General features: G+C 69.9%; 25 protein-coding genes. 12 read left to right on the forward strand and 13 right to left on the reverse strand.

Features of this window, described 5'->3' with window-relative positions; genetic code table 11:
• Positions 1-5: 5 nt before the first annotated feature.
• Positions 6-434 (reverse strand): SRPBCC family protein, encoded by a 429-nt coding sequence (locus O1R50_RS07805; protein ID WP_270109363.1) that lies wholly within the window; start codon positions 432-434, stop codon positions 6-8.
• Between the two features lie 47 nt (positions 435-481).
• Positions 482-1,693, reverse strand: coding sequence for an MFS transporter (locus tag O1R50_RS07810; protein ID WP_270109364.1), 1,212 nt, complete (start codon positions 1,691-1,693; stop codon positions 482-484).
• 96 nt (positions 1,694-1,789) lie between these two features.
• Between O1R50_RS07810 and O1R50_RS07815 the strand changes: the two genes are divergently transcribed.
• Positions 1,790-2,917, forward strand: coding sequence for a glutathione S-transferase C-terminal domain-containing protein (locus tag O1R50_RS07815; RefSeq protein WP_270109365.1), 1,128 nt, complete (start codon positions 1,790-1,792; stop codon positions 2,915-2,917).
• A gap of 4 nt (positions 2,918-2,921) precedes the next feature.
• Here O1R50_RS07815 and O1R50_RS07820 read toward each other — a convergent pair whose 3' ends face one another.
• Positions 2,922-3,563 carry a phosphotransferase family protein gene (locus O1R50_RS07820; protein ID WP_270109366.1) on the reverse strand — a complete coding sequence of 214 codons (642 nt, stop codon included), beginning with the start codon at positions 3,561-3,563 and terminating at the stop codon, positions 2,922-2,924.
• A gap of 157 nt (positions 3,564-3,720) precedes the next feature.
• Between O1R50_RS07820 and O1R50_RS07825 the strand changes: the two genes are divergently transcribed.
• The 3 genes from O1R50_RS07825 (at position 3,721) to O1R50_RS07835 (ending at position 6,233) form a co-directional block, all read left to right on the forward strand.
• On the forward strand, positions 3,721-4,464 hold the full coding sequence (locus O1R50_RS07825) for an HAD family hydrolase (protein ID WP_270109367.1): 744 nt from the start codon (positions 3,721-3,723) through the stop codon (positions 4,462-4,464).
• A gap of 62 nt (positions 4,465-4,526) precedes the next feature.
• Positions 4,527-5,474 (forward strand): SDR family NAD(P)-dependent oxidoreductase, encoded by a 948-nt coding sequence (locus O1R50_RS07830; RefSeq protein WP_270109368.1) that lies wholly within the window; start codon positions 4,527-4,529, stop codon positions 5,472-5,474.
• A 75-nt stretch (positions 5,475-5,549) separates the two neighbouring features.
• Entirely contained in the window at positions 5,550-6,233 is a 684-nt protein-coding gene (locus O1R50_RS07835) for an alpha/beta hydrolase (protein WP_270109369.1), read from the forward strand.
• A gap of 8 nt (positions 6,234-6,241) precedes the next feature.
• Here O1R50_RS07835 and O1R50_RS07840 read toward each other — a convergent pair whose 3' ends face one another.
• Positions 6,242-10,492: a CHAT domain-containing protein gene (locus O1R50_RS07840; protein WP_270109370.1), complete on the reverse strand. Its 4,251-nt coding sequence runs from the start codon at positions 10,490-10,492 to the stop codon at positions 6,242-6,244.
• Positions 10,493-10,583: 91 nt separating this feature from the next.
• Here O1R50_RS07840 and O1R50_RS07845 point away from each other — a divergent pair, with 91 nt between their 5' ends.
• Positions 10,584-10,991, forward strand: coding sequence for a hypothetical protein (locus O1R50_RS07845; protein WP_270109372.1), 408 nt, complete (start codon positions 10,584-10,586; stop codon positions 10,989-10,991).
• The gene (locus O1R50_RS07850; RefSeq protein ID WP_270109373.1) at positions 10,988-11,953 is read left to right on the forward strand and encodes a hypothetical protein; all 966 of its coding nucleotides are present in this window, start codon (positions 10,988-10,990) and stop codon (positions 11,951-11,953) included. Before O1R50_RS07845 ends, O1R50_RS07850 begins: the two co-directional genes overlap by 4 nt.
• Positions 11,954-11,962: 9 nt before the next feature.
• Here O1R50_RS07850 and O1R50_RS07855 read toward each other — a convergent pair whose 3' ends face one another.
• Positions 11,963-12,550 (reverse strand): helix-turn-helix domain-containing protein, encoded by a 588-nt coding sequence (locus tag O1R50_RS07855; RefSeq protein ID WP_270109374.1) that lies wholly within the window; start codon positions 12,548-12,550, stop codon positions 11,963-11,965.
• A gap of 71 nt (positions 12,551-12,621) precedes the next feature.
• Here O1R50_RS07855 and O1R50_RS07860 point away from each other — a divergent pair, with 71 nt between their 5' ends.
• Positions 12,622-13,587 (forward strand): NAD(P)/FAD-dependent oxidoreductase, encoded by a 966-nt coding sequence (locus tag O1R50_RS07860; protein WP_408612629.1) that lies wholly within the window; start codon positions 12,622-12,624, stop codon positions 13,585-13,587.
• 198 nt (positions 13,588-13,785) lie between these two features.
• Positions 13,786-14,199, forward strand: coding sequence for a hypothetical protein (locus tag O1R50_RS07865; RefSeq protein ID WP_270109376.1), 414 nt, complete (start codon positions 13,786-13,788; stop codon positions 14,197-14,199).
• 121 nt (positions 14,200-14,320) lie between these two features.
• Here O1R50_RS07865 and O1R50_RS07870 read toward each other — a convergent pair whose 3' ends face one another.
• The 4 genes from O1R50_RS07870 to O1R50_RS07885 form a co-directional block, all read right to left on the reverse strand.
• Positions 14,321-14,548 carry a hypothetical protein gene (locus tag O1R50_RS07870; protein WP_270109377.1) on the reverse strand — a complete coding sequence of 76 codons (228 nt, stop codon included), beginning with the start codon at positions 14,546-14,548 and terminating at the stop codon, positions 14,321-14,323.
• A 63-nt stretch (positions 14,549-14,611) separates the two neighbouring features.
• Positions 14,612-15,322, reverse strand: coding sequence for a CE1759 family FMN reductase (locus O1R50_RS07875; protein WP_270109378.1), 711 nt, complete (start codon positions 15,320-15,322; stop codon positions 14,612-14,614).
• A complete protein-coding gene (locus O1R50_RS07880) occupies positions 15,319-15,798 on the reverse strand; it encodes a MarR family winged helix-turn-helix transcriptional regulator (RefSeq protein ID WP_270109379.1) in 480 nt (159 codons plus the stop codon). The genes O1R50_RS07875 and O1R50_RS07880 overlap by 4 nt, the downstream gene beginning before the upstream one ends.
• 12 nt (positions 15,799-15,810) lie before the next feature.
• Positions 15,811-16,971, reverse strand: coding sequence for an LLM class flavin-dependent oxidoreductase (locus O1R50_RS07885; protein ID WP_270109380.1), 1,161 nt, complete (start codon positions 16,969-16,971; stop codon positions 15,811-15,813).
• 366 nt (positions 16,972-17,337) lie between these two features.
• Here O1R50_RS07885 and O1R50_RS07890 point away from each other — a divergent pair, with 366 nt between their 5' ends.
• Entirely contained in the window at positions 17,338-17,541 is a 204-nt protein-coding gene (locus O1R50_RS07890) for a hypothetical protein (protein WP_270109381.1), read from the forward strand.
• A gap of 35 nt (positions 17,542-17,576) precedes the next feature.
• A complete protein-coding gene (locus tag O1R50_RS07895; protein ID WP_270109382.1) occupies positions 17,577-18,152 on the forward strand; it encodes a hypothetical protein in 576 nt (191 codons plus the stop codon).
• A 60-nt stretch (positions 18,153-18,212) separates the two neighbouring features.
• On the opposite strand, the gene O1R50_RS07900 is transcribed toward O1R50_RS07895, so the two are convergent.
• On the reverse strand, positions 18,213-19,697 hold the full coding sequence (locus O1R50_RS07900) for an RICIN domain-containing protein (RefSeq protein WP_270109383.1): 1,485 nt from the start codon (positions 19,695-19,697) through the stop codon (positions 18,213-18,215).
• Between the two features lie 267 nt (positions 19,698-19,964).
• Here O1R50_RS07900 and O1R50_RS07905 point away from each other — a divergent pair, with 267 nt between their 5' ends.
• Complete coding sequence (locus O1R50_RS07905; protein WP_270109384.1) at positions 19,965-21,938, forward strand: potassium transporter Kup; 1,974 nt, start codon at positions 19,965-19,967, stop codon at positions 21,936-21,938.
• A gap of 80 nt (positions 21,939-22,018) precedes the next feature.
• On the opposite strand, the gene O1R50_RS07910 is transcribed toward O1R50_RS07905, so the two are convergent.
• Genes O1R50_RS07910 through O1R50_RS07920 form a run of 3 tightly spaced genes read right to left on the reverse strand, consistent with a single transcriptional unit; the run spans position 22,019 to position 24,442 of the window.
• Positions 22,019-23,098 (reverse strand): AAA family ATPase, encoded by a 1,080-nt coding sequence (locus tag O1R50_RS07910; protein ID WP_270109385.1) that lies wholly within the window; start codon positions 23,096-23,098, stop codon positions 22,019-22,021.
• Positions 23,095-23,736 carry a nicotinamide riboside transporter PnuC gene (gene pnuC / locus O1R50_RS07915; protein ID WP_270109386.1) on the reverse strand — a complete coding sequence of 214 codons (642 nt, stop codon included), beginning with the start codon at positions 23,734-23,736 and terminating at the stop codon, positions 23,095-23,097. The genes O1R50_RS07910 and pnuC overlap by 4 nt, the downstream gene beginning before the upstream one ends.
• A gap of 22 nt (positions 23,737-23,758) precedes the next feature.
• Positions 23,759-24,442, reverse strand: coding sequence for a cyclase family protein (locus tag O1R50_RS07920; protein ID WP_270109387.1), 684 nt, complete (start codon positions 24,440-24,442; stop codon positions 23,759-23,761).
• Positions 24,443-24,628: 186 nt separating this feature from the next.
• Between O1R50_RS07920 and O1R50_RS07925 the strand changes: the two genes are divergently transcribed.
• Complete coding sequence (locus tag O1R50_RS07925) at positions 24,629-26,158, forward strand: alpha-N-arabinofuranosidase (RefSeq protein WP_270109388.1); 1,530 nt, start codon at positions 24,629-24,631, stop codon at positions 26,156-26,158.
• The last annotated feature ends 103 nt before the right edge of the window (positions 26,159-26,261 follow it).

The raw sequence follows: 26,261 nt of genomic DNA on the forward strand, positions 1-26,261 counted from the left end.
CCGCGCTAGGCCTTCTCGAGGAGCTGCTTGAGAGCCTCCAGGTTGGCGGCCACCGCGTTCTTGACCCGGGCCGCCGCCAGCGGTGCGATGAGCCGCGCCGGACCGGAGGCCTGGAGGTCCATCGAGTTGGTGAGGACGGTGCCGCCGTCGGCTGGGGCCAGCGCGTACGTGATCTCGCCGTGGAACGGACCGAGGACGCCCTGGATCGAGAGCCTGGTGTCCGGCTCGAAGCCGGTGATCTCCAAGGCTTCCTCGGCGTGGGCGGGGATGGTGCGGACCTGCGCGTACTGCGAGCCGACCCCAACGGGGCCGTCCGAGGTCTTGCGGGTCTCGCCGATCGCATAGTTCCAGCGGGGAATGTTCTCGAGGTCGGCCAGGTAGGCGAAGACCTCGGCGGGCCGGCGGTCGATCGTGATCGTGTTGGCGAACTGCATGAGAACTCCTCACCGAACGGAGCGGAGTCTCCGGCCTTCCCCGCACACTACGCGCTCGGACGTGCCGCCGCGAGCTCGGAGGACGGGCGGCCGGCGGTGCGGCGTTCGGCCGCACCGGAGGCGGCGGCCACGGCGAGGGCGGTGAGGCCCAGGGCCACGCCGATCCACACTGGAGCGATGAGGCCGAGGCCGCCGTCGATGGCGAGGCCGCCGAACCAGGCGGAGAGCGCGATGCCGACGTTGAAGGCCGCGGCGTTCACCGAGGAGGCCAGCGCGGGAGCCTCCTTCGCGACGTCCATGACGCGGGTCTGGAAGACCGGGACCATCGCGAATCCGGCCGCGCCGAGGACGAACACCATGATCGCGGCCGAGACCGCGTACTGGGCCGCGAAGGCGAATACCGCCAAGGCGGCGGTGGCGGCGATGATGGTGCCGTAGAGGGTCGGCATGAGCGCGCGGTCGGCGAGGCGGCCGCCGAGGAGGTTGCCGCAGGTGAGGCCGATGCCGAAGAGGATCAGGAGCCAGGGCACGGCGGCCGTGTCGAATCCGGAGACGCGGGTGAGGATCGGTTCCAGGAAGGTGATGGCGGCGTAGGCCGCGCCCCAGCCGAGCATCGTGACCGTCAGGACGCGCCAGACCTGCGGCCTGCGGAAGACCCCGAGTTCGGTGCGCAGGGAGCCGCCGGTGTCGCCGGGCCGGGAGGGCACGAACGCGATGATCGCCGCCAGCGAGACCGCGCCGATGATCGCGATGCCCCAGAACGCCGCGCGCCAGCCGAGCTGCTGGCCGAGGGCGGTGCCGAAGGGCACGCCGACGACGTTCGAGAGGGTCAGGCCGGTCATCATGAGCGCGATGGCGCGGGAGCGCCGTTCGGGGGCGACGAGGCCGGCGGCCATGATCGGGCCGATGCCCATGAACGCGCCGTGGCAGAGGGCGGAGACGACGCGGCCGGTCATGAGGACGCCGTAGTCGGGGGCCTCCGCGGCGAGCACGTTGCCGGCGATGAAGAGGCTCATGAGGATGACGAGCATGGTCTTGCGCGGCAGGCGGGTCCCGGCGGCGGTCATGAGGGGGGCGCCGATCGCGACTGAGGCGGCGTAGCCGGTGACGAGGAGTCCGGCGGTGGAGATCGAGACGTTGAGGTCGTCGCCGAGCGGGCCGAGAAGGCCGACTACGACGAATTCGGTGAGGCCGATCCCGAACGCGCCCAAAGCGAGCGCTCCGAGGGCGAACATGCGGCGGCGTTTGGAGGCTGGCATCGCGCTCAAGTATTCGCCACCGCCGCGTAGTTTGTCGAGTGGTTTTTCCAACCGTTGACAAAACAAGTCGACACGGAAAATGCGTAGGCTGGGCCCGTGGCACAGAGCGAACCGAACCGGACCGGCGGCACCGAGCACTCCACCAAGGGCGCGTATGTGACCGGCGGCGAGTTCACCAGGGACACCAACTACATCGAGGACCGCATCGTCGCCGACGTCGACGCGGTGCGGGCCGCCCCCGTGGAGCCGCACTCCAAGATCGGCGACCCCCGCATGGCCGGGCTCACCGAGGGCGCGCACGCCTGGCCGGTCGAACCGGGCCGCTACCGGCTCGTGGCCGCGCGGGCCTGCCCATGGGCGCACCGGTCGATCATCGTCCGCCGCCTCCTCGGCCTCGAATCGGTGCTCTCGCTGGCGACGCCCGGCCCCGTGCACGACGTCCGCTCGTGGACGTTCGACCTGGGCCCCGACGGCCGCGATCCCGTGCTGGGCACCGAACGGCTGCAAGAGCACTACTTCAAGCGCTTCCCCGAGTACCCGCGCGGCATCACCGTCCCCGCGATCGTCGACGTGCCCACGGGCGAGGTGGTCACCAACAACTACCCGCAGCTGACCTTCGACCTCTCGACCCAGTGGGCCGCCCACCACCGCGAGGGTGCGCCCGACCTCCTCCCGGCCGGTCTCGTCGACGAGATGCTCCCGGTGATCGAGCGGATCTTCACCGAGGTCAACAACGGCGTGTACCGCGCGGGTTTCGCCGGATCGCAGCGCGCCTACGAACTGGCGTACCAGCGCCTGTTCAAGGCCCTCGACTGGCTGGAGGAGCGCCTCGCCGACCGCCGGTACCTGATGGGCGACCACATCACCGAAGCGGACGTGCGGCTCTTCACGACCCTCCTCCGCTTCGACCCGGTCTACCACGGCCACTTCAAATGCAACCGGAGCAAGCTCACCGAGATGCCGGTCCTGTGGGCGTACGCGCGCGACCTCTTCCAGACCCCCGGCTTCGGGGACACCGCGGACTTCGACCAGATCAAACGGCACTACTACGTGGTGCACGAGGACATCAACCCGACCCAGGTCGTGCCCGCCGGCCCGGACCTCGAGAACTGGCTCTCCGAGCACGGCCGGGAGTCCCTGGGCGGCAGCCCCTTCGGTGAAGGCACCGCACCTGGACCCGTCGCGCCCGAGGAGCGCCCGCCCGGGGCGAACCCGCTCTACTGAGCGGTCACCAGCTCGCGGTGACCCCGATCCGGCGCTCCCACTCCGCGACGGCGGGGCCGTCCGGGTCCCAGCGCCGACAGAACTCGCGCAGTTCGACGCACCGGTCGACCATGGCGGCCCGGCGGAGCGGCCAGTCCGGGACGGGCGCGCCGTAGGCCGCGAAGAAGGCGTCGAGCGCGGCGACCCGGTCCGGATGGTGCATCCGCACGATCCACTCGCACCACGCCAGGTCCTCGACCGGGTCGCCGAGATGCGCGAACTCCCAGTCGACCACCGCGGTGACAGCGAAGGTGCCGGGATCGAGCAGGAGGTTGTTCGGCCCGAAGTCGCCGTGGACCAGGACGCCCTCGCCGAGGGAGGAGGCCACCGCGTGGATGCGGCGCAGGACCGTCCCGCAGGAGCGCAGCACGGCCGCGGCATCGGTGTCCAGGAGTTCTTGTCCCGGTGCGCCCTCGACGAAGCCGAGCGTCAGCGCGCCCTCGCCCGCGCCGAGCAGCGGGGGGACCGGGATCGTCCCGGCGAGGTCGGTGATCAGCAACCGCTCGCGCTCGAGGCGCAGGGCGGCATCAGGTCCTTGGTAGTGCTTCACGACGGTGGCCCGGTCGCCGTTGGTCAGGTTCGTGTAGCCGTGCGGGAGTCGACGCATCTGCCGAGTATGCGGCGGCGGTACCCGGGTGGGCGAGCGGTTGAACGGCGATGGAACTCCTGGTTCGCGGTGTGAAGTGGGGCCGTTACCGTGGTCTGACCGCCCGCGCTCGGTTACGGTTGCCCCGACCGCCGCAGTCCAGGACGGAAGGCCCGCCGTGATCTACAGCCTCTTCGACTCCGCCGCCGCGTACCAGCCGAGCGAGGCCGAGCAGTCCGAGCCCGTGCCGCCGATCGAGGCGGTCCTGTTCGACTTCAGCAACACCATCTTCAAGCTCATCGACGCGGGCACCTGGCTGCGCCGTGTCGCCGCCGAGACCGGCCGCCCGATCGACGACGCGCTGATCGAGAAGACCGCCGCGCAGCTCGGCGAGGCCTACCGGATTCCCGAGGTCGCCGCCCTGCAGGTCGGCCGCGACGAGTCCGCCGAACAACACCGTGTGGCACTGCTCGGCTGGTTCGAGCACGTCGACTTCCTCCAAGGCGTCGAAGCCGAGGCGTACGCTGCGATCGCCGCCCCCGACGCCTGGGTCCCCTACCCGGACACCGAGCCGCTGCTGCGCGAGCTGCGCCGCCGCGGGATCAAGACCGGCATCGTCTCCGACTTCCCCTGGGACGTGGGCGTCCACATGGAGCACTTCGGCCTCGCCGACCTCATCGACGTCCGCGTCGTGTCCTACCAGTTCGGCACCGAGAAGCCCGACCCCGTGCTCTTCCGCGCCGCCTGCGAGCGCCTCGGCGTCGACCCGCGCCGCACGCTCATGGTCGGCGACAACCCGGCAAAGGACGGCGGCGCGGCCGCGAGCGGCCTGCGCGCGTACATCCTCCCGGGCGAGGTCCGCACCGGCGAACGCGGCCTGGCTCACGTGCTCGGCTTCTTGGACCAGCACGGCCTCCGCTGAGGACAGTTCGACCTGACCTGCCGGTTTGACTTGGAGTGCACTCCAAGTCATAGCGTCGGGGCATGAACGAAAAGCAGCAGCCGATCAATTCGGGCTTCGACAACCGTTCCACCGCCGCCGAAGTGCTCGACGGCCTCGACCTCACCGGCAGGACCGCCGTCGTCACCGGCGGCTACTCCGGCATCGGCCTGGAGACCACGCGGGCCCTCGCGAACGCCGGGGCCGAGGTCATCGTCCCCGCGCGGCGGCCCGACCTCGCCGCCGCGAACCTCGACGGCATCGCGAACACCGAAGTGGACGAACTCGACCTCGCCGACCTCGCCAGCGTCCGGCGATTCGCCGAACGCCGGATCGCAGACGGGCGGCGCATCGACCTGCTCGTCAACAGCGCGGGCATCATGGCCTGCCCCGAGACGCGCACCGAGCGGGGCTGGGAACTCCAGTTCGCCACCAACCACCTCGGGCACTTCGCGCTCGTCAACCGGCTCCTGCCGCTGCTCGAAGGCGCACGCGTCGTCTCGGTCTCCTCCAACGGCCACCGCCAGTCGCCGATCCGCTGGGACGACCCGCACTTCACCACCGGATACGACCGGGGCCAGGCGTACGGCCAGTCGAAGACCGCGAACGTGCTGTTCGCCGTCGAACTCGACCGCCTCGCCGCGGCCTCGGGGATCCGGGCGTTCTCGCTGCACCCGGGTGCGATCCTGACGCCGCTCCAGCGGTACTTCAGCGAGGCCGAGCAGCGCGAGATCGGCTGGATCGACGAGCACGGCAATCCCCCGGCGCACTTCAAGTCCACGGAGGCCGGTGCCGCGACCCAGACGTGGGCGGCGACCTCGCCGAAACTCGACGGGCTGGGCGGGCTCTACCTGGAGGACTGCGAGGTCGCCGAAGTCAACCCCGACCTCGACGCCGGTTCGGGCGTGCGACCCCACGCGATCGACCCCGACCAGGCGCAGCGGCTCTGGGCGTTCTCGGCCGAGCTCACCGGGGTGAACGCCTTCGCCTGAGCCGCGTCCCCGGGACCCGATCGGCTGCACTCCAAGGGGTTGTGTCCGTTTCGGGTTCCGGGGAGAATGTGGCCGATGACGGAGAATCGGATCCTGCTCCTCAGCGTCGACGTCGACGAAGGACGGATGGTCATCGCACGGAACAACCCCGACAACGCCCGCCAAGTGGTGGTGATGGTACCCGGCATCAGCGCGGGCATCGACTCCATGAGCACACTGACCCAGCGGGCCGAGGACCTCTTCCGGAAGCTCGCCTCGCACCATCAGGACGACTCGCTCAGCGTCATCACCTGGATGGACTACGTGGCGCCCGATTCCCCGGCCCAGGCCCGGGACGCGCGGTACGCCGCCCCAGGGGCTGCCAGGCTCGCGCGGATGCTCATCGAACTGCCGATCACCGCGGAGCGATTCGGGCGCTGGCGCGCGCCGGCCCGGACCACGGTCATCGCGCACGGTTACGGCGGCCTGGTCGCGGGCATCGCCGCCAAGCAGTACGGGCTCCAGGCGGACGCCCTGGTGCTGCTCGGCTGCCCGGGCGCGGGGGTCGCCTCGGCGCGGGAACTGCGGATGGACGGGCGGGTCTACGCGACACCGTCCGATATAGACGGTGACGGGACTCCGGCCGGAGTGCACGGCCCTCGGCCGGACGCTCCCGCGTTCGGGGCGACCGTCCTGAGGCCCGGACCGCTGTCGTACCAAGGCGACCCGGTGGTGCGATACGTGCCGGAGCTGCGCCGGATCGTCTTCGGGCCGACTTAGGGTCTGGCTCACGCCCCGAAGTGCAGGTGCGAGGCCCACAGCGACGGCGTGGCCGGATAGCGGTCGCGCTGCAATCGCACTGCCCGGTGCAGCGAGCGCGCCGCGCGGGCCGTCTCGGGGCGGCCGGTCCGAGGATCGATCATGTCCGTGTAGAAGTCCTCGGCGATCTCGACCGCGATCTCGTCGTCGACTTCCCACAGGGTCGCGACTACCTGAGGGAAGCCCGCCGCCTGCATGGCCGCGGCGAGGTGCATGCCCTCCTCCAGCAGCCGTTCGGTCGCGTTCAGGGCGGTGTGGCAGGCGGAGAGGAAGGCGAGCGCTGCGCCTTCGAAGTCGATCGAAGCGAGCTGCGCGACCGTGAGCGGCCGGTCCTTGTAGTCGTGTAGCACGAGGCGGCTGGCGGCCGGGTCGTTGAGGTCGAAGCTGCCGTGGCACGCGAAGTGGGCGATGGACCGGCCCGGCAGCGCGGCGAGCACGCGGTCGCGATCGGGCTCGTCCACAACGAGCGCTTCCGGCAGGAGTTCGGCCAGCATCTCGGTCTCCTCGGGCACATGCCGCAGGTCGCTCATGCCCGGCGTGGTGGGCATGGGGACGATCAGGGAGCCTCGGGCCCCACCGGTCGCCTGCCGCGACCGCGCGTGGCGCAGGGCTTTCACGGTGGGCGTGTAGGAGGACACGGCGCGGTCGAGAACCGTCATGCCGCTTCCGGGCTGATCGTGGTGACCGGCGGCGTGCAGCGGGAGCAGGCCAAGGTAGCCGCCGGGCGCCCACCAGATCCGGGGCAGCGGTGCGTCGCCCGGGGCGGTGCCGTCGATGCCGAGCGCGTCGAGGACGGGACCGGTGACGTTGTCCCACAGCCATTTCAGGACATCGGTCAGCGTCTGCTGCGCTCTGATGCGGTCCCCCGCCGGGTCGTGGGCTTCGCGCAGCGCGACATGGAACTCGTTGGCCTGGTCGGTGACCGTGGCGGCATTGACCCCAGGCAGGTCCAGCGCACTGACGTCCTCAGTGGAAATCAAGAGTGCGGTGCCGCCGCTCGCCAGGTTGAAGCAGACGATCGGGCCCTGGGCGGCAACGGCGAACAGGTCGTCAACGTCCGGCGGCATCGCGAAGTCGGCGAAACCGTCGAGTCTGCGGATCTCCCTCAGCAGCGCTTCCAGCCCGGCCGCGGTGTCGATACGGTCGTCGTCGGCCGGAACGGTGGCATCGGGGTCCCTGTCGAGCGCGTCACGAAGCATCGTGAAGCGTTCTGCCAGTGCGGGATCCGCGGCCCGGAGCTCGGCGAGCCCGCCGCGGGTGTCCAGGACCCGTCCGAGCAGCACCGCTCGCCCCTGCTCGAGCAGCGCGAGTGCCCGGCGGGCCCGCTCCTTCGTCGGACGGGAGGGGTCGACCAGCGCGAGCATCGCCGCGTCACCCGCGACCCCGGCCATCGACGCCATCGCCTGCTGCTGCTCACCGCGGCCCATCCGGCGCGGCGCCACATCGGTGAGGAGTCCGACCGCGACTGCGAGCACGTCGGCGGCGAGCGCCAGATCCTCCGGCTCGTAGTCCTCGAACTCCCTTGCGGTTTCGACGGCGTTGACCGCCAGCCAGCCGACCCGCTTCGCGGCCTGGACCCTGTACTGCGGTGGCGCGACCGGCATACGGACCAGTTCCGCCAGCACACGCAGTGCTTCCTTGCGGTCCTCCTCGCGACCCTCGTCGCCCCGGGAACCGGGCAACCGGTTGGGGCGCTGGACCCGCATCAGCAGCACCTCGCCGAGCGTGAAAAGCCATTTCGGACGGTCGACGCCCTCGGGGTCCGCATCGACGGCCTGGCGCGCGGCGTCAACGGCCTCATCGAGCTCCTCGTAGAGGTACCGCTCCGCCTTGAACCGGTCGAGCAGGACCATGGCGAGATTGCCGTAGGCGTGCGACCACGGCCCGAGGCGAACGGCCCGGCGGGCCAGTTCCAGGGCCTCCTCGAGGTCCGATTCCTCCTGCGTGGCGTTGGCCCGGTGCCGAAGAGCGTCGCTCAGGGGCACCATGCGGCCGGCGGATTCAGGTTCGCGTTCGAGCGCCGCTCGGTAGTGGACCACCGCCTCGTCGATGTCCGCCGGGTCGTAGGTGAGGAGGAACCGGAGTTTCAACGCCGCGGCCAGCGCTTCCGGGCCTCCCGCTCCGGCCCGGCCCTCTCCGCCCCATCGGTCGGCCGCCTCCCGCCGCAACCGCACCAGGGTGTCCGCGTCGGCTTTCGCGTTCGTCCACTCGAAGCGGTGCGCCAGGTAGTCCTCGATCATGACGTGGAGATCGTCCGGGCCGAGTCGCGTGGACGGCAGCTGACCGGTGCGGGTCCGCGAGGCCAGAAAATGCCCGCGGATCGCCTCGCCCGGCTGATCGTGCGCCGCAAGCGCCCTCTTTGCGAGGCTGATCGCCAGGTCGAGGTCGCCCAGGTCGCCGCTCTTGCGCGCCCAGTCATGCAGGACGACGGCCAGGTTGTAGAGGAGGCTCGACGCGGACGCCGCGGGCGCTTCGGCCGCGGCCGCCCTGGCGTGATCGGCGGCCTCCGCGAGGTCGGACCGCGAATGTCTGAGGCTGTAGAGGGCGTGGAGGACGCAGCTCAGATCGGTCCGGTGCACCAGTCGGCCGGTGCCGTCGGATGCGGCGGCCAGCGCCTCCCGCAGGGCGGAGACGGCCGCCTCGAGGTCCGCTGCCGCGTCGGTGGTTGCGTAGCGGGTGAAGAGCGATTGGGCGAGGCGGGAGCGGCGTTCGCTCAGCGCCGGGTCCGCCGCCGGGGTCGCCTCGACGATCTTCGTTCTCGTGGCGATCAGCTCGTCCAGGTCGCGGGTTTCGCCGCGGTGCTCCCATCGTGCCCACAGTGCCTGGTCGAGCTGCTGGAGCGCCCCCCGCCCGCCGCCGCGCGTCGCCGGGTCGAAGGCGGCGCCTCGGCGGGCGACTTCGACGGCCTCATCCAGGTCCGCTTCGGCATCGGACTTGCTGAAGCGGGCCAGCAGCGCGATGCTCAGGCTGGTGATCACGAACGCTTCTGTCGGGCTGGCGGCTGATCGCCGGCTGACCGCCACGAGTTCGTCCAGGTCCTCGATGGTGGTGTCGGCCATGAAGCGGGAGGCGCGGTCGAACAGGAGCCCGGCGAGCCGGTGGGAGTGTTCGGGTTTGGGTGTCGCGCTGAGTTCGATCACGCGGCGTGCCGCCAATATGGCCGAGTCGAGGTCGGCGACCGATCTGTTGAGAGTGGACCTTTCCTGGAGCACGTCTGCGAGCAGTTCCAGCCGCATACCCGCATCGGGCCGTCCCTCACCGGTCCGTACGGCCTCCTTGGCGACCTGCACTGCTTCGAGCAGCACCGGCGGCGACCCGGTGGACTGGTATTGGAAGTACAGCGCGTTGGCGAAGTTGTAAAGGGCCAATTCACGATCGGGTGCGTCCGACTGCGCATGTGCGGCGGCGATGCGCCCGATACGCACCGCCTCCGTCACGTCCGCATCGTCGCCGTCGCGTTTGTATCGCAGGATGAGCACGCCGCAGAGGTTCGTGGCCGGGGCCAGGACGGCGGGGCCGGGCGTGATAGCGACCGCTCGACGGGCGGTTGCGATCGCCTCGTCCAGATCGGCCGGTTCATGGTGGAGGTCGTAGCGGGTCTTGTGAGCGGCGCTGAGGTTGGAGAGATGGATTCCCAGGTCGTGATCGCCCGACCCGAGTTCGACTGCCAGTTTTCCGACGGCCACCGCACGCTCGATGTCGGCTGCGGCTCCGGTCCGCTGGTGCCGCACGACCAGCATGCCGCAGCACCACGCAAGTCGGCGCGCCCGCTCCGGGTGCGTCTGCGGGGTGACCGAGGTGAGGAACAGCCACTGGTCGACCAGGTCCGAGAAGAGCTGGGCGTCCGCTTGGGCGGCCGCGTAGTTGAGCAGGTCGAGCATGCGCGCGACCGAGCGGTCGGCGAGCGCGGGCAGCAGCGCTTCGGGGAGGTCCAAGTGCCCGAAGCCCGCGACGGCCGGATCGGCCAGGAGGTCAAGGGCCTCAGCGGTCTTCGCGTCGCGGACGGCGGCGCTCGGCGCAGCGAGGACCTGGTACCACGTCAGCCAGCCCAGCGCGAGTCTGGCGTGGATGTCGGACGCCTGCGTCTCGACGAGGCTGGCCCGCAGGTGCTCGGCCAGGGCCATGACGCCGGGCGACCACGCCATCGACGGGTCCTGACTGGACTCGATCCATGCCAGGGACTGGTGGAGCATCTCGAGCAGCTCGTCGCGACCTCGCATGAGCCCTCCTCGCGCAGCGGGTCGGTTCAGCGTACGATGGCATTGCCCGGCTTCGATGTCGGGAAATCGACGGCAGCCTTGGAGAGGGCCAGTGCCACGCGACGGCAGGCGGACGGCGGATCAGATCGCCGAGGGCATCGCTCGAGTCTGCGAGCACATCGGACAGATCCGCGGCACTCTCGAACGGGGCCCGGCCGGAGGCTTGCAGGACCTCGGTCGCCTCCTCGCCGCCTTGAGCGAGGGCACGGATCCCAGCGAACCCCTTGAGGCGGTGCACCGGGCGCTCCGCCGCGCGCAGGACGCGGTCGGGGTCTTCGGCCACACGCGGGACGCCTCGATGTCGTACCTGGCGGGGATCGACTACGGCGCTGCGGGCGAACCGGTGCTCCTGTGCCCCCGCGAAGACCTGCCGTGCGCCCGGTTCGCCTGGCCCGGAACCGGCAGCGGGTTCTGCCATATCGCAGGCGGCCCCCTTCGACGCACGACGCTCGGGCCATGACCGACCTGCTCGGAGGGTTCGGCTCCGACCTCAGTACCAAGCTCGCCGACCGGTGGCTGAGCCTCCTTGCGATGGGCGGCGCGCTCTTCGTCGCCGCATGCGCCGCGGCCGGTGTCCTCGGCCAGGCCCACGCACTCGACGTAGCACGGCTGATCGACTGGATCTCCGCCCGCGCCAAGGACCCTGCGGCATCCACCGTGGGCGGTCAGGTCGTGCTGTTCGCGGCGGTGCTCGCGGCGGCGGCCGCGATAGGCCTCGCCGCCCGCGCCTTGGGCTCGTCGGTGGAGCGAGCGGTCCTGGCGGCGGACTGGCGCTCGTGGCCCGCGCCGTTGCGCGTGGTCGCGGAACGCGGGACCGCGCGTCGCCGTATTCGTTGGGACGCAGCGCATCAGGAGTACAGCAGCCTGTGGGAGGCGGCCGCGCGCGCCAAGGCGCTCCGTCGCCCCCACGATCCGGAGGCGCGGCAGGCGGTCCTGCGCGGCCGGACGGCGATCGCGTTGGAGCGGCCGGACCGGCCCACGTGGAGCGGCGACCGGATGCACGCGGTCGCCGTACGCCTGCGCCGCGACCACCGGCTCGAGCTCGACAGGATCTGGCCGCACCTGTGGCTGACGCTCCCCGATCATCAACGGGCCGAGATCATCGCGGCCCGCACCGCCGTGACCCGCGCGTCGGAGCTCGGCGCTTGGACGGTCCTGTACACGCTGGTGGCATTCGCGTGGTGGCCGTCGGGCGTCATCGCGTTGCTGCTCGGGATAGCGGCCCATCGCGGCATCCGCCGCGCGACGGACGGGTACGCGCGGCTGGTCGAGGCCGCGGTCCGGCTCCACACCCGCGAACTCGCGCAGCAGCTCGGCCTGGACTGCGACGGTCCGCTGCCGCAGGACTTCGGGGACCGCTTGGGCGCTCTCCTCGGCTCCGCTCCCCCGGTGTCGCCCTCGAACGGCGACGAGCCGGCCTGAGCGTCCGGGTCAGTCGGCTTTGGACTTGGGCTTCGCGCGCAGGTGGGCACGCTCGCCCTGGCTGCCGAAGAGGCTCAGGATCTCCACGGGCTGGTCGTCCGCGCTGCCGAACCAGTGGGGGGTGCGGGTGTCGAATTCGGCGGCCTCGCCGGGCTTCATCACGAAGTCGTGCTCGCCGAGGACCACCCGCAGGTTGCCGTTGAGGACGTACATCCAGTCGTAGCCTTCGTGGACCTTCAGGTCGGGTTCCTTGCGGGAGCCGGCGGGGATGATCATCTTGTAGGCCTGGATGCCGCCGGGGCGGCGGGTGAGCGGCAGGTGGATCATGCCGTGGCGGGTGATCGGCCGCATGTGGACGCGCGGATCGCCGGTGGGCGGGGCGTCCACCAGGTCGTCGAGGGTCACGCCGTGGGCTTTCGCCAAGGGCAGCAGGAGCTCCAGGGTCGGCTTGCGGGAGCCGGATTCGAGCCGCGAAAGGGTGCTCACCGAGATCCCGGTCTGCTCCGAGAGGTCGGCGAGGGTCGCCTCGCGTTCTTTGCGGAGCGCGCGCAGGCGCGGGCCGACCGCGTCGAGCGCCTGGTCCATGTCGTCGTCCATGGTTTGAGTTTGCCATAACGGCAAGAAGGTTTGCCAGTTTCGCGCGGTCAGGTTTACGGTCGTCCTCGGAGGTGGTCGCAGTGACCGATGAACTGAGGGAACAGTACGACGTCGTGGTGATCGGCGGCGGGGCCGCGGGCCTGAACGGGGCGCTCATGCTCGCCCGCGCGCGGCGGTCCGTGGCCGTGATCGACGCGGGCGAGCCGCGGAACGCCCCCGCCGAGGGCGTCCACGGCCTGCTCGGGCGGGAGGGCATGCCGCCCTCGCAGCTGCTGGAGATCGGGCGCGGCGAGGTGCGGCAGTACGGCGGCCACGTGGTCGACGGCGCCGTCACGAGCGCGAAGGCGAACGCGGAAGGCTTCACCGTCGCACTCGCGGACGGCCGGGAGGTCAAGGCCCGCAAGCTGCTCGTCACCACGGGCCTGGCGGACCGGCTCCCGGAGATCCCGGGCCTGGCCGAGCAATGGGGCAGGGGCGTCGTCCACTGCCCCTACTGCCACGGCTGGGAGGTCCGCGACCAGCCGATCGGCATCGTGGCGACCGGCCCGATGTCGATGCACGGCGCGCTGCTGTTCCGGCAGTGGACGGCGGATCTGGTGGTCTTCACCAACGAGCGGCTCGCCCTGCCGCCCGAGGAGATCGAGAAGCTGAAGGCGCGAGGCACCCGGATCGTCGACGGCGCGATCGAGCGGATCGAGTCCGAGGACGGGCGCATCACCGGTGTGCGGCTGGCGAGCGGCGAATTCGTGAAGCGGACCGTGCTCGCCACGGCCTCCCGGATGGAGGCGCGGGCCGGGTTCCTGAAGGACTTGGGGCTCAACGCGGTCGAGCATCCCTCAGGGGCGGGCGAGCACGTCCCGGCCGACCCGTTCGGCCGCACTGACGTGCCCGGCGTCTGGGTCGCGGGCAACGTCACCGACCTCATGGCCCAGGTCGGCGCCGCCGCCGCCGCGGGCGCGATGGCCGGGGCCCAGATCAACATGGAGCTGGTCAACGAGGACACCGACGCGGCGGTGGCCGCGTACCGCGCGGCCTGAGGTGGTGCGCGGCGACCTTGGTGCCGCCGCGCACCACCCGTGGCCCGCGAAACTTGGCGAGACGAGGCAACCTTCCGAGGCCTCGAAGGAGTATCTGCTTCGGACATTCGCGCCCGAACATTTTGGAGCGCATAGCTTCCGCTGATCAGATGCTCCTCGATCGAGGAGCGCCGACCGACCTTGAAAGGGAATGCTCTGATGCGCAAACGCATTGCGGCGGTCCTGGCCTCGCTCGCCCTCTCGCTGGGCGTCGTCCTCGGGCTCGCTTCCCCGGCCGCGGCCGCCACCGAGAATGACTACGCCGTGGACGTCGACTGGAACGACGACAACTACAAGTCGTGCATCAGTACGACATATGTCGAAGGATGCCTCCAACCCAACGGTGACGTCTTCTGGGTCAAGGACAACGTAGCCAACGGCCACGAAGTCTGGATCGAGTGGGAGGACCTCAACAGCGGCCGCTACGGCTACTGCATCGACAACCTCGGCAAGGCGAAGGGATGGACCGCCTGCAACAAGAACTTCACCGAAGGCCACCAGATCAGGTGGAAACTCGTCTGGCAACTCGACGGCGGCTGGAACTCCAGCTACGCCAGGACGACCACGGTCTAGGCCGGAATCAGTCCGGTCGCTGCGTTGAAGGGCCTCACTCGCGTTCTCCCTGTGGATCATCCGCAGTGATGACTGCGTGGGAGGCCCGAATCGCGTTCATCGGTGCCGAGGCCGGACCGGTTCAGGGTCCCGAGTGCGTGTCCGGTTCGACCCAGGTGAGTTCGACGAGGTCCTCTTCTTCTGACGGGAGTCGCCCCGAGTCCCCACCGACGTCCGCTGGGATGACGATCAGCTCCTCGAACGTGTCGTCGCCGCCGCCCGCGGCCGACACCACGACCTCCGTGCCGAATTCGACCGGGATTTCCGCGGCCGAGTAGTCGATCGCGTCGCCGCCATCGCCGTCGCCCATCGCGCCCTCCAGTGTTCGCGGCTCCCTTCCACAGTACGGGTCGGGAGCCACGACCGGGGTCCGCTAGGCCTTGCGGTTGGGCTTGGCCGAGCCGCCCGTCGCCAGGCGCATCAGGTCGGTGCTCAGGTCGATCTCGAGCTCCGTACCACCCGCGCTGCCGTATTCGTGCTGGTAGCTCTTCCAGGACTCGCTGCGGACCTTCTCCGCGAAACCGGACTCCATGAGCAGGAGCACTTCGATCGCGGCGCGCGTGATCCGCTCCCCCAGCTCCTTCGAGTTCCAGTCCTCGGTGGCGGCGAAGACCGAGGTCGGCACCGTCATCGTGCGCAGGTACGCGAACAGGGAACGCATCTGGTCGTCCACCACGAGGGCGTGCCGTGCCGTTCCCGCGGTCGCGGCGAGCACCACCGGTCTGGCGATGAGCAGGTCGTTGTCGAGGACGTGGAAGAACGAGCTGAACAGGCCGCTCGGCGCGGCCTTGTAGACCGGGGCGCTGGCGACGATCGCGTCGGCGCGGCCGAGCAGCTCGATCGCGCGGGTCATCTTGGGGCCCATGAGCTGCGAGACGAGCGCGGTCGAGATCTCGGTGGCGAGTTCGCGGAGGTCGATGACGTCGGTCGCGACCTTCTCCTCGCGGTCCTCGGCGAGGGTGCGCACGCGGTCGGCGATGCGGTCGGCGAGCATCCGCGTGGATGACGGGTCGCTGGTGCCGCCGCTGACGACGACCAATCGGAACGGTTGGGCGCCTTCGGATCGGCGCTGCTGAACGGTCACAGGACGGCCTCCTGCCGGTTGCGCTGTGCTGGGGTCGCCGCGCCTTGGGCGGCGAGTTTGCGGCCGATGGCCTCGAGTTGGGCCATCTCCTCGTCGGTGAGGGCGGCGGTGACGGCGCGGGCGACGCCGACCGCGTGGCGGCCGCCGACGCGGCGCTGCCGCTCGCGGCCGGCCTCGGTGAGGGCGAGCCTGACGCCGCGCCCGTCCTCGGGGTCGGGGATGCGTTCGAGCAGGCCGCGCTCGGCGAGGCGGTCGACGAGCCGGGACAGGGCGGGCTGGCTGAGCAGCACGCCGCGCCCCAGTTCGAAGAGCCGCAGCGGTTCATCGTGTTTGGACAGGGTGTAGAGGACGTCGTACTCGCGCATCGACAGCTCGCCCCAGATCGGCTCGGCGGCGAACCGCTTCATGAGCGAGGCGTGGGCGGTGAGCAGCGACTCCCACGCCTCGTTCGCGCGGCGGCTCCTGCTGCGTGTCATGGTCGCCCCCTTTCAGCTCTCGTCGTCCTGGTACGGCATGTCGCCGGCGGTGTTGTCCCCGCGGTTGGCGTTCGGGCGCGGCTGGCGGGCCGGGGCGTCGCCGTACTTCGCCTGCACGAGCCCGGCGTGCGTCGGCGCGCCGGCCGACTCCGGGTCGCGACGGGCGGCGAGCTCCTTGCGCAGCACCGGGACGACCTCTTCACCGAGGAGGTCGAGCTGGTTGAGCACCATCTTGAGCGGCATCCCGGCGTGGTCGATGAGGAACATCTGCCGCTGGTAGTCGCCGAACGCGTCGTGGAAGGTCAGGGTCTTGTCGATGACCTCCTGCGGGCTGCCGACCGAGAGCGGCGTGCCCTTCGTGAACTCCTCCAGGGACGGGCCGTGGCCGTACACCGGGGCCTCGTTGAAGTACGGGCGGAACTCGTCCACCGCGTCCTGCGAGCGCTTCGCGATGTACGCGTGCCCGCCGAGGCCCACGATCGCCTGCTTGCGCGTGCCGTGGCCGTAGTGCTCGAAGCGCTGCCGGTAGAAGTCGACGAGGCGCTTGGAGTGCGAGGTGGGCCAGAAGATGTGGTTGGCGAAGTAGCCGTTGCCGTAGAACGCGGCCTGCTCGGCGATCTCGGGCGTGCGGATCGAGCCGTGCCACACGAACGGCGCCACGTCGTCGAGCGGCCGGGGCGTGGAGGTGAAGCCCTGGAGCGGGGTGCGGAACTCGCCCTCCCAGTCCACGACGTCCTCGCGCCACAGGCGGTGCAGCAGGTTGTAGTGCTCGAGTGCGAGCGGCAGGCCTTGGCGGATGTCCTGGCCGAACCAGGGGTAGACCGGGGCGGTGTTGCCGCGGCCGAGCATGAGGTCCATGCGTCCCTTGGAGAGGTGCTGGAGCATCGCGTACTCCTCGGCGATGCGCACCGGGTCGTTGGTGGTGATCAGGGTCGTCGCGGTGGAGACGATCAGCCGCTCGGTGAGCGCCGAGATGTGCGAGAGCAGCGTCGTGGGCGAGGAGGAGAAGAACGGCGGGTTGTGGTGCTCGCCGATGGCGAAGACGTCGAGGCCGACCTCTTCGGCTTTGACGGCGATCTTGAGGATGCCGTCGATCCGCTCGGCCTCGGTCGGAGTCTCCCCCGAGACCGGGTCGCGCGTGATGTCACTGACTGAGAAGACACCGAACTGCATTGTATTCCCTGCTCTCCCCGCCGCGGCGGTGCGATCTTCATGCGTTTGCATCTACCTTAACGACCCGGGGCCGAGGACTATTCCGATCCAGGGGAGGCACTGCTCACACCGAACCGGCCGTTCGGCGCGGGCAACGGCCTCGGCTTGGCGCGCGTATGAGGCGTATCCCACCCCGCCGAAAGGAACACGCCAAGTGCGATTCGAACCTGGCCGCGCCCTCACCGCGCTCGCCGCCGCCTGCGTCCTGCCCGCGGTCGGCGCCTGCACCGCTGAAGACGAGCCCTTCGCCGGCGGCGTCGAACCCGGACCCGACGCCGTCGCCGAGGCGGAGCGGCGGGCTACCTCACCGACGCGCCGATCAAGGCCGTGCCGACTCCCGAGGCCGCCGAGCAGTGGGGTTTCGGCCTCTGGGCCGACTTCGTGTTCAACCCGGGCAACGAGGACCTGGCCGAGGAGCTGCTGACCCCCGAGGCCAGGACCGCTTTCGGCATTCCCGAGGGGGGGAGGGCGGCGAGCCCGACTCCAGCGAATGGGACGCGCAGGGCCAGGAGTACGAGGCCGAATGGCTAGAGGCCTACTGGGGGTCGCCCGCGCTGAACGACGGTGTGAAGGTCGAGATGGACGTCTCGGCGCCTCCGGGAGGCTGCTGGCTGAAGATGGTCGAGACCATGTACGGCGAGCCGTACATGGTCGAAGGCGAGGACGGGGAGGAGAGCATCCCGATGGCCCACGAGCCGAGCCCGGTGTTCACGCTCGAGGAGTTCGAGGGCACCGGCGAGCTCGTCGCCCGGCTCGGCGACGAGGAGGACGCGTTCGAGAGCTGCCTCATCGATGCCGGATACGAGGGCTGGGAACTCGGCGACGAGTTCTACCCGCCGCTCTGGGAGTACTTCGGGCCGCTGTACGACCCGGCCAATTTCGACGCCGGCGAAGAGGGCGGCGAGGTTCCCGAAGGGCCTGAGGAGACCCCGGGCGACTTCATGGACGTGCTGGAACTCGAACGCGCCATGGCGTCGGACTTCGCCGCCTGCGGCCAGGAGAGCGGCCTGCGCGAAGCCATCGAAGAGGGCTGGGCCGCGATGATCGTCGAGCAGTACCAGCCGATCGAGACGGAGCTCGTCGCCTGGCAGGAGCAGATGCAGGGCCACCTCGACAGCGCCCAGGACTACCTCGGGGCCTAGCCGTCAGCGGTCGGGGCGATCGCTCGCCCCGACCGCCCCTCAGGAGAGCATCGGCGGGCCCTAGAGGGTCCAGTGCTGGTTGGTGCCGGCGTTGCAGTCGTACTGCTGGAGGCGGACGCCGTTGGCGGTGCCGGAGCCGATGACGTCGAGGCATTTGCCGGAGTGTCGGGCGACGAGTTGGACGTAGCCGCCGCCGGCGTCGCGCACCTGCCATTGCTGGTTGGTGCCGCTGCCGCAGGTCCATTGGATCGCGCGGGCGTTGTTGGCGGTGGAGGCGCCGCTGATGTCGATGCACTTGCCCGAGGCCTGCGAGACGAGTTGGACGTAGCCGCCGCCCGCGTCGCGCAGTTCCCACTGCTGGTTGACCCGGCCGTGGCAGTCGTACTGGATGATCTCGGCGCCGTCGGCGGTGGAGCCGCTCACCACGTCGACGCATTTGCCGGAGACGCGGCTGACGATGTCGGTGACCTGCGGGCCGCCGGTGCCTTGGCCCCAGCCGTGCAGGATGCGGTCGGCGCCCGAGCGGTTGCGGATGGTCAGGTTGAGGTCGGTGCCGCTGCCGCTCTTGGCGAACATGGAGTACCAGTCGTAGCCTGAAGTGCCGGTGAGCTTGCCGCCGAGGGCGGGCCAGTAGGTCGAGCCCATGCCGAGTTGGCGCTGGGCGTCGGTGACGGCGCGCAGGTAGCGGACGAAGTTCTGGGTGCTCGCCGGGTCGGCGTAGTTGAGGCCGTTGTCCATCGGGGAGCCGTACTCGGTGAGCACGGCGCGGGAGGCGCAGTTCCCGACCCCGTCCTTGAAGCTCTGGACCCACCAGTTGTAGTCGTGCTCGCCGTAGAAGAAGGCGTAGTGGTGGTAGGAGAGGAGCGTGCCGTTGAGGCGGCTGTCAGCGCACAGGGGCTTGACGTCCTGGGCGTATCCGGCGCCGTCGATGAGGATGCGGCCCTTGGGAACCGAGGGACGGGCGCTGATCCAGGCGGCGGCCACGTTCGCCCATTCGGTCGCGCTGTAGCCGTGGGGCTCGTTCATCGGTTCGAAGTGGACGAGGCTGTTGGAGCCGTACTTGGCGACCACGGTGTTCCACATGGTGTTGAACGCGGCCATGTTGGTGATGCGGCCGCCTGAGGCGGCGCCGTCCTCCCAGTAGGCGAGGATGACCTTGAAGCCGCGGGCGGTGGCGGCGTCGATCGCCCCGGAGTAGGCGTTCCACCAGGCGGTGCCGACGGTGTGGGTGTTGACGGGCAGCCGGATCGTGTTGGCGCCCATGAGGGTTTCCATGTCGCTGTAGGCGGCGTCGGCCTTGGCGCGAACGGTGTCGTAGCTGTCGGACTGGCTCAGTCCGTCGAGGACGAGCGGGCCGGTGTTGAAGTTGTCCCCCAGCATGGCCCAGTTGAAGCCCCGGAAGGCGCTGGTGTTCGCGGCGGCGGGCGTCGCGCCGGAGAGGGCGACGACGGGGACGAGGACCAGCGCGGCCAGCGCGCCGATCATGAGGCGGAGCAGGGAGCGCCCCCGAAGGGGCGGGGAGTGGACGGCGGATGCGGCTTTCATGAGGGCCGGCCTATCTCGTGCGGCGTCGCACGTGCGAGGGAGCAGGTGGATGGGCGCGCTAACATCCGCGCAAATTATGACACCGCTCCCGACACCGGGTCAAGCATCGATACATGTCGATTTCCGATTTTCAGTCGGGCCGTCAAGATGGCGTATGCAGCGGCGGGATCGCCGTCAAGAAAACGTATGAATTCGCGAGTAGCCATCACGATCCCGTTTTCGACCCTTTCCAGCGACTAGCATCCTGCTGCGGAAAGGAGCACACCCGTGACCGCTCAAAGTACTGAAGGCCTAGCCGATCCGGACATAGCGCCCCTGCCGGAAGGCCTGAGAAGAGCCTCAGCCGGCGGCACTGCGAAGCTCGCCCTCCTCGTAGGCGCCCTCGGTGTCGTCTACGGCGACATCGGCACCAGCCCCATCTACGCCCTCCAGACGATCTTCAACCCCGCCGACCCCCACCCGGTGCCGACGAACATCGCGAACGTCTACGGCGTCATCTCGCTGATCTTCTGGTCGCTCGTGCTCATCGTGACGGTCTTCTACGTCTCGCTCGCGATGCGGGCCGACAACGATGGCGAGGGCGGCATCATGGCCCTCATCACGCTGATCCGCCGCCACAGCCAGGGCCGCGGCCGCAAGGCCGGCCTCATCCTCGCCGCCCTCGGCATCTTCGGCGCCGCGCTCTTCCTCGGCGACAGCATGATCACCCCCGCTATCTCGGTGCTCTCGGCGGTCGAGGGCCTCAAGACCGTCAACCCCGATCTCGAGACGTTCATCATCCCCGTCACCGTGGTCATCATCGTGATGCTGTTCGCGTTCCAGCGCAAGGGCACCGCGGTCATCGGCCGCTGGTTCGGCCCCATCATGATCGTGTGGTTCTCGACGCTCGCGGTGCTGGGCATCGGCGGCATCGCCCGCAACCCCGAGATCCTCCGGGCCCTCTCCCCCCTGTACGCGATCGACTTCCTCTTCGGCCACTTCAGCATCGCGTTCTTCGCACTCGCGGCGGTCATCCTGACCTTCACCGGGGCCGAGGCCCTCTACGCCGACATGGGGCACTTCGGGCGCAAGCCCATCTCGCGCGCCTGGCTGTTCATCGTCTTCCCCGCGCTCCTGCTCAACTACATGGGCCAGGGCGCGCTCATCCTGGAGGACACCGCCAACATCGCCGGCTCGTTCTTCCTCCTCGCGCCCGAGTGGGCGCGGATCCCGCTGCTGGTCCTGACCGGCGCCGCGACCGTGATCGCCTCCCAGGCCGTCATCAGCGGCGCCTTCTCGGTCGCCGCCCAAGCCTCCGAGCTGGGTTACCTGCCGCGGCTGCGCATCGCCCACACCTCCGAGCACCACTTCGGCCAGATCTACGTGCCGTGGATCAACTGGCTGCTCATGGTCTCGGTCCTGACGCTGGTGTTCGCCTTCCGCACCTCGGAGTCGCTGGCGTTCGCCTACGGCATGGCCGTGATCGGCACGATCGTCATCGTCACGATCCTGTTCCTGTACATCGCGCGCAACCGCTGGGGTGCGCCGCGATGGCTCCTGGCCGTCGGTGGCGGCCTCCTGCTGGCGATCAACGTGCTGTTCCTGGCTGCGAGCAGCACCAAGATCATCCACGGCGCGTGGCTGCCACTGCTCATCGGCGTCACCGCGTTCACCGTGATGATCACCTGGCAGCGCGGGCGCGAGGTCGTCTCGGCCGAGCGCGAACGGCGCGAGGGGCCGCTTCGCGAGTTCGTCGACAAGATGCGCCGCGGCGAGCCGAAGGCAGCCCAGGTGCCCGGCACGGGCGTGTTCCTCGGTCGCGGCAAGGACTCCGCGCCGCTGGCGCTGCGGGCCGCCTTGGAACTCAATCACGCCCGGTACGCGCAGACCGTCGTGCTCTCGGTCCAGACCGAGCCGGTGCCGCGGGTGCCCGACGAGGAGCGGATCATCGTCGACGACCTGGGCCACTGCGAGGACTCGGTCATCCACGTGACGGCCCGTTTCGGCTACGCCGAGACGCCCGACGTGCCGCGGGCGCTGCGACTCGTGCGACCGGAGCAGTCGGAAGGGCGGAAGCTGCGCCTGGACAAGGCGGTCTACTTCCTCTCCACGATCCAGCTGAAGGCCGGGACCGAACCCACGATGGCGACCTGGCGCAAGCACCTGTTCATCGCCACCTCCCACATCACCTCGGACGCGGCGGAGCACTTCCAGCTCCCGAGGGACCGCACGGTCATCGTCGGCTCCCACATCGAGGTCTAGCGGCGGGGTCTATCGGCAAGGACGGCGGCCCGGGCGCTTTCGCACCCGGGCCGTTCGCCGTCCGAGGGTTCGTGCGCCCGTCAGCGGTATTCGGGGAGCGGCTGCGCGAAGTGCCACCCGTCCTCGATCAGAGCGTCGACCGCTTCGACCGCCTGCTTGAGGCGTTGCTCATGCGGGCCTTGGAGTTTGACCCAGCGGCGGCCCGTGCGGTCGAGTTCGGCCTCGAAGCGGGCGGTCATCCACGGCCGCAGGTGCTCGTCGGAGCGGAGGCCGTCGTCCTCGAACGGGACGCCCTCGTGGTCGGTGAGCAGGTAGAGGTCGTGGGCGAGGGCGTCCGCGAGCGCCTCGACCTCGCGGTTGCGTCCGCCCAGATAGCGCTCGTGCCAGACGGTTGTCGCGAACGCGTCGGTGTCGCAGAACAGGACCGGGCCGCCGGTGCGCGCGGCCTGCTCCTCGCGTTCGTTCTGGCGCCGGGCGACAAGCGGGAAGTCCTCCGTCTCGAAGCGGACGTCCTGCCAGGTCGCCGCCGGATTCGCGGCCTGCACGGCCCGCAGCTTCTCCTCGCTGAAGTCGCGGCCGTACTCCCCCACGCACCGCGTCCGCGACCAGACGCCGCCGCGCTCGCGGTAGTGCCCGGCCAGCGCCTCGGCGAGGGTGGTCGTGCCGGTGGACTCGGCGCCCAGGGCCACGACGCGGAGGGCGAGACCGGCTCTGACCGGTCCTTCGAGGTAGTCCCAGCTGCCTGCCGGGTCGGCGCGAACTTTCGTGCCGGAGATGGGGAAGGCTCCGCGGTCCTGGTCCACTTCGATGTGGACGGCGCCGAGGCGCCGGGCCAATTCCGGTCCGTAGGACTCGGAGGTGAAGAGCGCGTCGATCCGTTCGGGCACCGCCGCTTTGAAGATGTCGACGTGGGCCTGCCAGATCGCCTCGTCGCCCAGGTCCATGTGGACGTCGTCGACGGTGCCGATGACCCGCGCGTTCGGGTGGGCCTCCTGGAGCCAGGCGACGCGGGTGGCCATCGGGATGGACTCGACCGTCGCGTGGGACACGAGCACGGTGAGGCGCTCGCACCCGGCCTCGGCGGTGCGGATCAGGTGGTGGTGGCCGGCGTGCGGCGGGTAGAACTTGCCGAGGACCAGGCCGTGCTCGGGTCGGGTCATGCGGCGGCCTCCACCGGTTCGGCTTGCGCGGCAAGGTCTTTCTTCCAGCTGAGCAGGCCCGTGACGCACAGCGCCATGAATCCGATGTAGAGGATCGATGTGAGGTAGAGGCCTTTGTACGCATAGAGCGGTACGTAGATGATGTCGGCCGCGATCCACAGGTACCAGGATTCGACCCGCTTCCGGCACTGCCCGTAGGTGGCGAGGAGCGAGAGCACGGTGGTGAGGGCGTCCCAGAGGGGCACGTCCGAATCGGTCGCGGCGGTCAGGAGCAGCGCTATCCCCGCGAGCCCGACCATTCCGGCGCCGGTGAGGGCGATCCACTCCGTGTGTCCGGTGCGGCTCACCGGGAGGGTGTCGGCGGGTCCGCCGCCTCGCACCCAGTTCCACCAGCCGTAGACGCCGAGGGCGATGAACACGACCTGGAGTCCGGCGTCGGCGTAGAGGCCGCTGTCGGTGAAGATCAGGATGAACAGCAGGCAGTTGGCGATGCCGATGCCCCAGTTGGCGATGTGCTGGTGGGCGACGAGCCACACGCACAGCGCTCCCGTGACGAAGGCGAGGCCTTCGGCGAGGGTGGTCGGGACCCCGGCGATCGTGAACAGCGGGAGGTACAGGAATTCCATGAGGGCGTTCATGAGGGGCGGTCCTCTCGGGGACTTAGGACTCGATGACGGCGTAGGCGCGGGTGGGGAAGGTGCCGAAGCCGACGATGCGGGGCGGGGCCGCGTGGAGGCGCGCGCCGGTCACGGGGAGCCGTTCCAGGCCGGTGAGATGTTCGAGGATGGGGATGCCGGCGCCGAGGAGGGTCGTGTGGGCGGGGCGGGGTCCGGCGCCGGAGGCGTCGTCGATGTTGACGCTGTCGATCCCGACGAGGACCGCGCCCGCTTCGACCAGGTACTGGGCGCCCTCCGCGGAGAGGAACGGGGCCGATGCGGTGTCCAAGTAGGCATCGGTGCCCCAGTGGCGGGACCAGTCGGTGCGCAGGAGGACGGCGGTGCCGCCGACGACGTGGGCCGCGAGCGCTTCGGGGCCGATCGCGCGGGTCTCGGCGCCGCTGAGGTTGATCACGGTGGCCGGGACGTCGGCGACTTTGGCGAGGTCGAGCCCGGCCAGGTCGTAGCCGTCGCGGTAGCGGTGGCTGGGGGTGTCGAGGTAGGTGCCGGTGTTGGCGATCATCTCGATGCGGCCGATCGAGAACTCGGTGCCCTCCTCGTAGTGGGACTTGGATTCCTCCCAGGTCAGGTACGGGGTGATGGCGGGCCCGGGCATGCCCGGGTAGGTGGTCATGCCCTCGGTGATGGGGTGGTTGAGTTCGACGAGCTTGCGGGTGCTTTCGGCCATGCCGCATGGAATCACGGGAACCCTGTCCGTGTCCACGGGTACCGGGTGATGCTCATAGCTCGGGACGCATCGGGTCCGCGTGCGCATCGGGCTTGACACGGCGGGTGTGCGACCGGGTAGAGTGAACCGCGCTTTACCGATAAAGATCGTTCGCACCACCAGCTCGACCGCCAGGAAGGCTCCCTCATGAGCAACGACGCCGTCTCAGCCGTCATCAACGTCGACATCGAAGGCCCCCAGATCAGCAAGCACGTGTACGGCCACTTCGCCGAACACCTCGGCCGCTGCATCTACGGCGGGTTCTACGTCGGCGAGAACTCCGACATCCCGAACGAGCGCGGCATCCGCCTCGACGTGGTCGAAGCCCTCCGCAACCTCGACATCCCCAACCTGCGCTGGCCCGGCGGCTGCTTCGCCGACGAGTACCACTGGATGGACGGCATCGGCCCCAAGGAGGACCGCGCCGTCATGATCAACACCCACTGGGGCGGGGTCGAGGAGAACAACCACTTCGGCACTCACGAGTTCATGGACCTGTGCGAGATGCTCGAGACCGAGCCGTACATCTCCGGCAACGTCGGCTCCGGCACCGTCCGCGAGATGAGCGAGTGGGTCGAGTACATCACCCGCGACGGCGACTCCCCGATGGCGCGCCTGCGCAAGCAGAACGGCCGCGAAGAGCCCTGGAAGGTCAGGTTCTGGGGTCTCGGCAACGAGACCTGGGGCTGCGGCGGCAACATGACCGCCGAGCAGTACGCGATGGACGCCCGCAAGTACGCCACCTACTGCCGCGACTACGGCGACAACAAGCTCTACCGCATCGCCGCCGGCGCCGCCGACTTCAACTACTCGTGGACCAAGACGCTCATGGAGCAGCTGAGCCACATCGGCTGCCAGCGCGTCGAGCGCAAGCTCTACAACGCCGTCTCCGTGCACTACTACACGATCGCGGGCACCTGGGACGACAAGGGCGACGCCACCGTCTTCACCGACGACGAGTACTACACGACGATGCTCAAGGCCAACCGCACCGACGAGCTGCTGACCGGCCACTCGAACGTCATGGACCTGTACGACCCGACCAAGGAGATCGGGATCGTGATGGACGAGTGGGGCACCTGGTGGAACGTCGAGCCCGGCACCAACCCCGGGTTCCTGTACCAGCAGAACACGATGCGCGACGCGCTCGTCGCGAGCCTCCACTTCGACATCTTCCACAAGCACGCCGACCGCCTCATCATGGCGAACATCGCGCAGACGGTGAACGTGCTGCAGGCGATGATCCTCACCGACCCCGACACGGGCGCGCTGGTGCTCACCCCGACCTACCACGTGTTCCAGATGAACAAGGGCCACCAGGACGCCGCGTCGCTGCGCGTGGACGCCCCGAAGGGCATCCCGACCCGCGAGGTCGACGGCAAGGAGCTGCCGATGGTCTCGGTCTCGGCCTCCCGCAAGGACGGCCGCCTGCTCGTCTCGCTGTCCAACCTGGATGCCAGCGAGGGTCAGGACGTCGAGATCGACCTGCGCGGCGGCGGCCTGAGCGAGTTCGAGTCGCTCATCCTCACCGCCGACACGCTGCAGGCACACAACACGCCTGAGCAGCTCGAGGCCGTCGCGCCGCGCGCGCACGAGGGCGTCAAGCTCGAGGGTTCGACGCTGCGCGTGCACCTTCCGGCGCACTCGTTCGTGACCGTTTCGGGTGCCCTCGCGTGAGCGAGCGGTTCACCGTCCGCGGGGGGGGCGGGGGGGGCCCCCCCCCCCCCCCCCGGGGGGGGGGGGTGGGTCGGGGCCCGCACCCGGCCCCCGCCCGCGGGGA

This window comes from Glycomyces luteolus (assembly GCF_027622875.1).
GTDB lineage: Bacteria > Actinomycetota > Actinomycetes > Mycobacteriales > Micromonosporaceae > Glycomyces > Glycomyces luteolus.